Source organism: Olsenella sp. An293, assembly GCF_002159495.1.
Classification (GTDB): Bacteria; Actinomycetota; Coriobacteriia; order Coriobacteriales; family Atopobiaceae; genus Thermophilibacter.
Map to the genome: position 1 here is coordinate 1 of NZ_NFIT01000024.1, position 10,134 is coordinate 10,134.

Annotated in this window: 5 protein-coding genes; 2 read left to right on the forward strand and 3 right to left on the reverse strand. The window is 68.2% G+C overall.

The features are described from left to right. The first annotated feature begins 261 nt into the window (after nt 1–261). Complete coding sequence (locus B5F85_RS10260) at nt 262–1,353, forward strand: hypothetical protein (protein ID WP_087316960.1); 1,092 nt, start codon at nt 262–264, stop codon at nt 1,351–1,353. Between the two features lie 191 nt (nt 1,354–1,544). Here B5F85_RS10260 and B5F85_RS10265 read toward each other — a convergent pair whose 3' ends face one another. From B5F85_RS10265 to B5F85_RS10275, 3 genes are all read right to left on the reverse strand, one after another. Continuing rightward, on the reverse strand, nt 1,545–3,266 hold the full coding sequence (locus B5F85_RS10265) for a phospho-sugar mutase (protein ID WP_087316963.1): 1,722 nt from the start codon (nt 3,264–3,266) through the stop codon (nt 1,545–1,547). A gap of 159 nt (nt 3,267–3,425) precedes the next feature. Further along, nucleotides 3,426–5,660 carry a bifunctional 23S rRNA (guanine(2069)-N(7))-methyltransferase RlmK/23S rRNA (guanine(2445)-N(2))-methyltransferase RlmL gene (gene rlmKL / locus B5F85_RS10270; protein ID WP_087316966.1) on the reverse strand — a complete coding sequence of 745 codons (2,235 nt, stop codon included), beginning with the start codon at nt 5,658–5,660 and terminating at the stop codon, nt 3,426–3,428. A gap of 310 nt (nt 5,661–5,970) precedes the next feature. Continuing rightward, a complete protein-coding gene (locus B5F85_RS10275; RefSeq protein WP_087316969.1) occupies nt 5,971–7,482 on the reverse strand; it encodes a peptidase S10 in 1,512 nt (503 codons plus the stop codon). A 117-nt stretch (nt 7,483–7,599) separates the two neighbouring features. On the opposite strand from B5F85_RS10275, the gene B5F85_RS10280 reads away from it, so the two are divergent. Continuing rightward, a complete protein-coding gene (locus B5F85_RS10280) occupies nt 7,600–9,837 on the forward strand; it encodes a KUP/HAK/KT family potassium transporter (protein ID WP_087316972.1) in 2,238 nt (745 codons plus the stop codon). The last annotated feature ends 297 nt before the right edge of the window (nt 9,838–10,134 follow it).

Sequence of the window (10,134 nt, forward strand, 5' to 3'; positions counted from 1 at the left end):
GGCGCGTGCCGCGCGGCCCGTGATAGGCGCCCCCACCCGGGGTGATGGGCGGCCGCGAGGACTGCTGTCGGGGGCGAGACCACGCCTCCCGCAGAGCCCACCGCCTAGTCCCAGGCACACCTGCCCCGGGCGCCCACATGGGCCCCGGGGCTTTTTCTTCTCGCCACTCCCCGATTATTCAACCGCACGTCAAACGCCATCCCACGCCCTGCCGTATCATGCGATAAGGAAAATGCTGCGACATGGTTTCATGGAGGGCCAATGGCGTACAACGACAACACCGGGAGGCTGCGCCGGGATTCCGGCAGCTCACGCCCCCGACAGCAGTCCTCGCGGCCGCCCATCACCCCGGGTGGGGGCGCCTATCACGGGCCGCGCGGCACGCGCCAGCGCGGCGGCGGTCTCAAGGGCCCCTCTCGCAAGGGCCCGGGCTATCCCGTGCGTGCGCGCAGCATCAACTTCCAAAACGGTCGCAACCGAATCTTTGGCATCGACCGCCAGCTCTTCATCCTTGGCGCCCTGGCCATCGTTCTTCTCGTCCTGATCATCGTGGGCGTTTCCAGCTGCGTGCGCAGCTGCTCGTCCTCCGAGCCCGCGGGCGAGACCAACCCGGTCGACGCGCGCGTCGCCGCCGGGGTCTCCGAGGAGCTCACGAACGAGTTTGCCACGGAGCTCAACCGCAGCGAGAAGCTCTCCGCCATCGCCGCCTCCGCGGACCGCTACTCCGACCAGGGCCTGCTCGAGCTCGCGCTCACCGTGCCCGAGGCCATCGACTTCGTCGCCGCCTACCCGGATGCCGAGAAGACCGCGCAGCCCTACGAGGACGCCGTCGAGCAGGGCGTCGCCCCTCAGCTCTGGTGCTGGGACGCCCGCTGGGGCGCCGTCGACTACGCCGGCCACCCCCTCGCCGTGAGCGGTTCTGGCCCCACCGTCGTCTCGATGGCCTACATGGGCCTCACCGGCAAGAGCGACAAGTCCCCCGCCGACATCGCCCAGGCGGTCACCGAGGCAGAGCTCGCAAGCGGCGACAGCGCCATGTCCGCCGACTACCTCTCGAGCGCGGCAGAGGGCCTGGGGGTCGCCTACGCCTCCTACGTCTCCAACGGCGACAACCTTTCCCAGATGCTCGACACGGGCACCTACCTGCTGATCGAGGCCAAGGCTGGCACGCTCACCGACACGGCCCACTGGGTCCTGCTCGTCTCCGAGAACGAGGACGGCAGCGTGGTCGTCTACGATCCCACCTCGCCCGAGGTGAGCGCCCACCCGTGGGCTCCGGCGACCCTGGCCGCCTCCTGCGACAACCTCTACGCCTTCAGCTCCTCCGACGCCACGACCGACGACGCCGAGTAGCCCCCACCCCCACAACCCAAGCGGGGACGCCGTCCAACGACGACGTCCCCGCTATTTTTGTGCCCTCACAACATAATCCTTGGTTGCAAGTAGCCGATCGACAGACGGAGGCCCGCCATCTCCTAAGAGGAAGTTTCGCGAAGCGCACTTCCTCGTGGAGATGGCGGGCCTCCCTTGCGGCTGAGAGCGTCCTACGACAGGATCTCCTTCGACGCGGCCTCGAGCTTGGCGCGAACGGCCTCGGAGTCGGCGCGCGTAGCACCCTTGGAGAAGAGGTACGCCTTAACCTTGGGCTCGGTGCCGGACGGACGGAAGATGACCTTGTTGTCGTCCTCGAGGCGGAACTCGATGACGTTGGCCGGCGGCAGGACCTGCGCCGCCTCCTTCTGCAGGCCGGAGACGCGCGGCATCTCGGGGCCGGTGGCGTAGTCGGTCATGCCCACGACCTTGTAGCCGGCGATCTCGGTCGGCGGGTTGGTGCGCAGCCCGTCCATGATGCCCGCCATCTTGTCGGCGCCGGCGGCACCCGGGAAGCTCGCGTTGACGGTGCCGTTGAGGTAGTAACCGTACTTCTGATAGAGGGCGTCCATGGCCTCGTAGAGGTCCATGCCCTTCTCGGCGTAGTAGGAGGCCATCTCGACGCAGAGCATCGTGGCGACGATGGCGTCCTTGTCGCGGGCGTGCGTGCCCACGAGGTAGCCGTAGGACTCCTCGAAGCCCATGAGGAAGCGGTCCTCCTCGCCCTCGTCCTTGAGCTGGTCGATCTGGTCACCGATGTACTTGAAGCCGGTGAGCACGCGCCTCATCTCAAAGCCCCAGTCGCGTGCGAGGGCGTCGGGCATGGAGGACGAGACGATCGTGGACACGGCCACCTTGCGACTCACGTCCTCGCCGTTGTCCTTGGCCATCGTGGCGAGCCAGTCCATGAGCAGAACGCCCATCTCGTTGCCGGAGAGCAGCACGTAGTCGCCGTCGTGCGGGATGGCGGTGCCCATGCGGTCGGCGTCGGGGTCGGTGGCCACGACGAGCTTGGGCTTGACCTCCTCGGCGAGCTTGAGGGCGAGCTCGAGCGCCTCGCGGAACTCCGGGTTGGGATAGGTGCACGTGGGGAAGTTGCCGTCCGGCTGGGACTGCTCAGGCACCACGGAGACCTTCTCGACGCCGATCTCCTTGAGGATGCGGGTCACGAGCTCCATGCCGGTGCCGTTGAGCGGGGTGTAGACCACGGAGTAGTCGTCGGAGGCCTTGAAGCCCGGGACGGAGACCTTCTTGATGTTGTCGATGAAGCTGTCGAGGACCTCCTCGGGCGTCCACTCGATCAGGCCCTTCTCGATCCCCTCGTCAAAGTCCATGATCTTGACATTGAACGGGTCGGCCTTGGCGATGTTCGCGGAGATCTCTGCCGCGGCCTCGTCGGTGATCTGGCCGCCGTTGTCGTTGTAGACCTTGTAGCCGTTATAGGGCGCCGGGTTGTGGGAGGCCGTGAGGACGATGCCGGCGGAGGTGCCGAGGTGGCGCACCGCAAAGGAGAGCGTGGGGACGGGCTCGATGCGCGGGTACACGTAGACGTGGACGCCGTTGGCCGCGAGCACGCCGGCCGCGACCTTCTGGAAGTCCTCGCCCTTGTTGCGCGAGTCGCGCGCGAGGGCCAGGGTGGGGTTGTCGTAGTGGGCGTTCAGGTAGTCGGCGACGCCCTGGGTGGCCTGGGCGACCACATAGACGTTCATGCGGTTGGTGCCCACGCCGAGGGTGCCGCGCAGGCCCGCGGTGCCAAAGGCGAGGTCGCGATAGAAGGCGTCGAAGAGCTTGTCCTCGTTGCCCTCCTGGGTGAGCTCGGCGAGCTCGGCCGCGAGGTCGGGCTCCTTGACGTTGTCCTGCCAGGTCTTGACCGTGGCCTCGATGCGTGCGTCCATTGCGTGTTCCCCCTATTGCTCGGGGCGCGAGCCGCAGCCCGCGCCAAATCCACACGTATAGGGAGATATTACTCGCCCGCGGCGACCGCCCGGCCAACGCATGCGCGGACGGACGCCGCACGGCGGCAGACGGAGGCGGGCGAGAGGGACGCGGCGCCGCTACGCGCGCTCCACCAGATAGGCGTGGTGGATCTTTCGGTTGCGGGAGAAGTCCTCGGGGATGGTCTCGTCGGTGATGTCCGTGAGGCGCACACCCGCCCGCTCGAGCTTCTCGACGTCGGGCCTGAAGGTGCGCAGGTTGCACGAGAAGATCGCGCTGCCGCCGCGCACGAGCAGGCGCGACACGCCGATGATCAGCTCGGCGTGGTCGCGCTGCACGTCAAACGACGCCTTGCGCATGCGCGCCGAGTTGGAGAACGTGGGCACGTCGCAAAAGATCAGGTCCCAGCGGTTCTTGGTGTGGCGCTGCTCGGAGACCCATGCGAGCACGTCCGCCTGCACGAACTCGTGCTCCTCGCCCGCAAAGCCGTTGCGCGCCATGTTGCGCCGCGCCCAGTCCAGGCTTGGCCGGGAGAGGTCCACGGTCGTGGTGTGCTTGGCCCCGCCGTCCGCGGCGTAGCAGGTCGCGGTGCCCGTGTAGGCAAAGAGGTTGAGGAAGCGCTTGGAGCCCTTGGTCTGCTTCATCATCTCGCGGATGCGCCCGCGCGTCTCGCGGTGGTCCAGGAAGATCCCGCAGTCGTGACGGGCGTCGAAGTTGACCTCGAAGGTGAGTCCGCCCTCGTCCACCAGATGAGCCCCCGCGGGCAGCTCCACGCGGCCGGGACGGCGAGAAGAGCGGCCGTCACGTCGCCCTCGCTCGGGCGCGCGCGCCTCGTCGGCGTACTGTGACCCGCCACGGGACCGGGTGCGCACGCGCACGCTCACGTCGCCGGGGGCGACGTCCATCACGCGTGGCGCGATCGCCAGGACGTCGAGGAGGCGCCGGTGCGCGAGCTCGAGGTCGACGCCGCGCGGGGGCGCGTACTCGGAGATCTGCAGCCAGCGGCCCGGGGTCTCGGAGCCCTCGTAGAGCTCGATCGCCACCGCGTAGTCCGGCAGGTCGGCGTCGTAGACCCGGTAGCAGGTCACGTCCTCGCGCCGGGCCCACTTGGCGCGCTGCCTGGCCACCTTGGAGAGGCGCCGCGCAAACTGCTCGGAGCCCGCCACGAGCACGGGAACGCGCTCGCCGGCGGCATCGACGCAACTCGGCGGCTCGACGTCGTCGCGTCGCGCGTAGCGGCGGATGGTCGCCGGGTCGCGGCCGACGATGAGCTCGTCGACGGCGGCCGGCTCGGTGCGCAGCGCCGCGTCGAGGGAGGCGTCGCGCGCAAGGGCCACGACGCCCTGGCCGGCAAGCGCCGAGACGGAGGAGAGGGCGGCGGCCTCGCGCGCGAGGGCCGTCTCGCCAATCCAGGAAAGATCGCAGGTCACAAGCGCGCCCGCGGCCGCACGGGCGGCGTCTGCCGCCTCGGGGGCGGAGCACGGCGTCGGCTCGAGGGCAATGCCCGCGGCGCGGAGGGCCTGGCGGCACGCGGAGGCAGCGCCGGGCCGGTCGTCGCAGACGACGAGCGAGCAGGCGTTCTTCTCGCCCGAGGCGGCGCGGGCCTCGGCCTCGTGGAGAAGGGCCTGCCAGACGGGCTCGTCGTGCCCGGCCCAGCCCGCAAAGCCCCAGCGGCTGCGGAGCAGGCCCGGCGCGCGGTCGAGCGCCGCCGACGCCGCCTCCACGAGCACGCTTCCCTGCCCCGGCCAGAGCGCGACGAGCGTCGGCTCGCCGGAGCGGACGGCCTCCCGCCAGCCGCCGGCAGCGAGCAGCGCCGCGGCGTAGTCCGGCCTCAGAGGCGCCACCCCCTCGGCGGCACGCGAGTCGTAGCCGCGCCGGAAGAGCGGCTCTCCGGCAAGGTCGATCGAGATCGTGACGTGATCGCCGGAGAGGCGCGCGTCGATCGTCAGGCCCGGGCGGGCGGGGTCGGTGACCGGTCGGACTCCCGTGGCGGCGAAGATGCGGTCCACGACCGCGTCCTTCACGCGCAGGGCCACGAACTGCGTGTTGCGGAGCTGGGCGTTGGTGCCGTGCGCGTCCACGGCAAAGGTCGCGCCGGGGGCGAGCTGCCCCTCCCAGGCGATCGACGAGACGCCCGCGTAGAGCGCGTCGGAGTCATGGGCGTCCACGCGTGCGAGCACCGCCAGCACGCGCGACGCCAGGCGCGACCACAGGCACGCGCGATAGGCGTCGGCCAGCTCGCCGCCAAAGGAGACCTGGCCCTTGAGCGGCCTCACCTGCGGCACCCGCAGCGCTCTCAGCTCGTCCGCCAGCAGTCGCTCGAAGCCCTTGGGACACGTCGCCACAAACTCCATCGGGTCACCTCTCGCCCGTTCTTCTCCGTTGCCCAACCATTGTACCGGGCCCGCTCGTCCTTCTCGCTCGCCCACGAATCGTCCATTCCCCGCACCCTATCGGCTGAGGTGCGGATTCTGGACTTTTCAGGAGCCAAATTTGTCCGAAGCCCGCACCTTCTTTACAAACGTGCGGCTTCCGGACGGTCTGAGCCACAAAACCGTCCGGAAGCCGCACGTCATCGCATCGAGAAGGTTCGCCGCGAGTTCTTGCCGCGCTCTAAGCGGCAAGCTGTCTGAGCGCCGAACCTTCTCGCCCCGGCCCTTCCGGCTAGCGCTTCTCGTAGAACTCGTGGACGTCGCGGCCCATGGCCTCGAGCGTGGGCTCGTCGACGTAGGCCATGTGCCCGCAGCCGTAGCGGTACCAGCTCACGCGACCCTTGAGCTCAGGCGAGAGGAACTGGCAGCTCATGTCGTGGGCGACGTTCCACCACGTGGTGGCGGCGTCGTAGCGCCCGCCGATGATCGCGAGCTTGCAGGTGGGGTTACGCCGCAGGGCGACGGCGACGTCAAGCGCCACGTTGGGCGTCGCGACGCGGCCCAGGCCCGGCTCCTCGTGCCCCCAGTCCCAGCCGGCGTTGACCTTGTCGTAGTTGTTGGAGAGGTAGCGCGCCGGACCCTGATAGCCGAGCTCGTCGGCGCAGAAGCGGCGGAAGGCCCGCACCCACGCGCCCTCGAGCGCGTCGTCGGCGGCATCCTCGCCCGCGACCCACATGTCGTAGCTCTGCATGGGCGAGGGCTCGTCGGCCGAGAAGCGCGTGTCCAGCCGCCCGCAGACGCGGCGCTCGGAGGCGAGCAGGTGCGTCCTGAAGTCGAGCAGGTCGATGCGCAGGTGACGGGCGAGGATGTGCTCGACGGGAAGGCCGATGAAGCTAGCCATGCGCTCGGCCACCTCGCGCTCGCGCTGCTCGCCCAGCCGGTCGCCGAGCAAAAGCGCCGGCGCGAGCTCGTCCTCGGCAAACGCCGTCGCGCGGTCGAACCACTCGTCCTCGTCGACGCCGGCGCCCGCCTTGCCAAAGAACTGCGCCGTGGCGGCATACGTGGGCGTCATGCCCAGGTAGTAGAAGTCGTCGCCGGGATTGAGCAGGCCGGCGATGTTGAAGACCGCGGAGAGCATCACGACGCCCGTGAGCTGCACGCCGCGCTCGCCGAGCAGGCGCATGAGCACGGCGTTGCGCACCGTCCCGTACGACTCCCCGTAGAGGTACAGCGGGCTCGACCAGCGGCCGTTGTCCGTGAGCCACGCGCAGATGGCGCGCGCGAAGGCGTCCGCGTCACCGTCGGTGCAGAAGAGCTTCTTCGGGTCGGCGTCCTCCGCGAGCACCGACCACCCGGTGCCGAGCGCGTCGAGAAAGACCACGTCAGAGTCAACCAGCAGTGTATGCGGGTTGTCCACGACCGGCGCGTCGGCGCGCACGTGGCGGACTCCGTCGGTCGTCACGCGGCGCGGCCCGATGCCGCCGAAGTTGATGGGTACCGAGCTCGAGCCCGGGCCGCCGTTGTAGGCAAAGGTGACCGGGCGCGCCGCGTCCGGCCGCCCCTCGCCGTCCACCGCGACGTACGAGAGCGAGAACATCCTGCCGATGAGCGCCCCGTCGTCCCCGCGCACCTCCAGGTGCGCCGCCCGGGCCTCGTAGTCGATGACGCGCTCGCCGTCGGTCCACGTGAGGCGCGCCGACGCCGGCTCGGGCACGCTCGAGGCGCGCTCGGCGCCCACGACCGCGTAGCCCTTGGTCTGCTCGCTCGCCTGCGGACGCGCGGCGCCCTTCTCCTCGTCTGCCATCTCTCTCCTTTCGGCCAGATACCTTACTCGCAGCACATTCTACCCATGCGACAAAGTGATACGCTAGGCTGTCAGGCCACACGGCCCCTCATTGTTGACAATCGAGTTTGGAGCTTCATGACTGCGAAGGAAACCACGCTGGCGCACGGCGGCCACAGAGCCAAGAGCGCCGGCATCCCGCTCTCCGCGGCAATGATTCTCGTCACGTTGGGCGTCGTCTACGGCGACATCGGCACGAGCCCCATGTACACCCTGAAGGCGATCATCTCCGGCAACGGGGGACTCGCCACCATGTCCGAGGACGTCGTCCTCGGCGCCCTCTCCCTCATCATCTGGACCCTCACCCTCATCACCACGGTCAAGTACGTGCTCGTGGCGATGAAGGCCGACAACCACAACGAGGGCGGCATCTTCGCGCTCTACAGCCTCGTGAAGCGCTGCGGGCGCTGGCTCATCATCCCCGCCATGATCGGCGGCGCGGCGCTGCTCGCCGACGGCATCCTCACGCCGGCGGTCACCGTCACCACGGCCATCGAGGGTCTGAGGACCGTGGACTTCCTCTATCGGCTCATCGGGGACAGCCAGCAGATCGTCATCGCGATCGTGGTGTGCATCATCAGCGTGCTCTTCTTCCTGCAAAAGGCCGGCACCTCGAAGATCGGAAAGGCCTTTGGCCCCATCATGACGCTGTGGTTCCTCTTCCTCGCCGTGGCCGGCCTGCCGCACATCTTCGAGAACTTCGGCGTGCTGCGCGCCCTCAACCCCGTGCGCGGCATCATGTTCCTGTTCAACGGCAACCTCAACGCCGCCGGCGTCATGGTCCTGGGCAACGTGTTCCTCTGCACCACCGGCGCCGAGGCCCTCTACTCCGACATGGGCCACGTCGGCAAGCCCAACATCTATGCCACCTGGCCGTTCGTGAAGGTCTGCCTCATCCTCAACTACCTGGGCCAGGGCGCGTGGATCCTCGCCAACAACGGCTCCGCCGAGCTCGGCTCCATCGCCGACCTCAACCCCTTCTTCCAGATGCTGCCCGAGCAGGTGCGCGTCTTCGCCGTCCTGCTCTCCACCCTCGCCGCGATCATCGCCTCCCAGGCGCTCATCACCGGCTCCTTCTCCATCGTCTCCGAGGCGGTGCGCCTGGACCTCATGCCCCACATGCGCATCAACTACCCGTCCGAGACCAAGGGCCAGATCTACATCCCCATGATCAACAACGTCATGTGGGTCGCCTGCATCTGCGTGGTGCTGTTCTTCCAGACCTCGGCGCACATGGAGGCCGCCTACGGCCTGGCCATCACCGTGACGATGCTCATGACCACGGTCCTGCTCTTCACCTACCTCTCTCGCATCCGTCGCCAGACGGCGCTCGCCATCCCGTTCGCCATCTTCTTTGGCGCCATCGAGTTCATGTTCTTCTTCTCGAGCCTCACGAAGTTCTTCCACGGCGGCTACGTCACCGTGGTCATCGCGTCCGCGATCTTCCTGGTCATGTACGTGTGGCGCCGCGGCACCGCCGTCGAGCGCACGCAGACGATGTACCTGCCCGTGGTGAAGTACCTCGACCAGATCTTCGACCTCAGCCACGACGAGGACTACCCGCTGCTCGCCGACAACCTGGTCTTCCTGACCAACGACTCGTCGTTTGACCGGCTCGACCGAGACATCCTCTACTCGATCCTCGACAAGCAGCCCAAGCGCGCCAAGGCGTACTACTTCCTCAACGTCCAGGTGACCGAGGAGCCCTTCACCCACGAGTACCTCGTCGAGGACTTTGGCACGGACTTCCTCTTCAAGGTTCAGCTGCGCCTGGGCTTCAAGGTCAACCAGCGCGTCAACACCTACCTCTACCAGATCGTCTCCAGCCTGGTCGAGCGCGGCCAGCTCGCCCCGCAGGAGCACAAGTACTCGATCTACCTCGAGCCGAGCCAGGTCGGCGACTTCAAGTTCTGCCTCATCCGCAAGACGCTCTCCCCCGAGACCGAGATCTCCGGCATCAACCGCCGCTGCATGGAGCTCAAGTACTTCATCCGCAGCCTCTGCGGCTCGCCCGCCCGCTGGTACGGCCTCGAGAACTCGAGCCTGATCTACGAGTACGTGCCGCTCTTCTCGCGCACCAAGCGTCAGCACAAGCTCTCGCGCGTCGAGCTGCCCGAGAGCGAGCGCGTCGTCCCCAAGCCCTCCCCCGCCGAGGAGGAGGCGCGCGAGGAGGAAGAGGAGGACATCTTCTCCGTCCGCATGCGCGAGGACCGCGAGCGCTCCGTCGAGGAGGCGAGCACCGTCGTGGGCGGCGACACCGCGAGCTTCCGTCCCCTGCTCGACGACGGGGAGGAAGAGGACGAGCCCGCGGAGTAACGCAGCCCGCGCGTCCTTCTCACCAGAACACAGGACCCCGACGGCAACGCGCCGCCGGGGTCTTTTCTTGCCAGAAGCCGTCTTGCGAGCTCTTCTCGTCAGCCACGCCGTTCTCCGCGAAGAAATCGCAGTCTGTAGCCGTTGTTAACGTACCCAACCGCGATTTCTGCGCGGAGAACGTTGGAGATGGGTTGTGTGCCGAATGTTGGTGTCGGGCCACGCCCGTTCCGGCCCGATTGTAGCGCCTAGGCCGCGGCGCGCATCGCCTCCAGCACGATCACCTCCGCCCTGCGCAGC

Coding starts and splice junctions, on each gene's coding strand:
- B5F85_RS10265 (WP_087316963.1), bottom strand. CDS start 3,266: ATGGACGCACGCATCGAGGCCACGGTCAAGACCTGGCAGGACAACGTC.
- rlmKL (WP_087316966.1), bottom strand. CDS start 5,660: ATGGAGTTTGTGGCGACGTGTCCCAAGGGCTTCGAGCGACTGCTGGCG.
- B5F85_RS10260 (WP_087316960.1), top strand. CDS start 262: ATGGCGTACAACGACAACACCGGGAGGCTGCGCCGGGATTCCGGCAGC.
- B5F85_RS10280 (WP_087316972.1), top strand. CDS start 7,600: ATGACTGCGAAGGAAACCACGCTGGCGCACGGCGGCCACAGAGCCAAG.
- B5F85_RS10275 (WP_087316969.1), bottom strand. CDS start 7,482: ATGGCAGACGAGGAGAAGGGCGCCGCGCGTCCGCAGGCGAGCGAGCAG.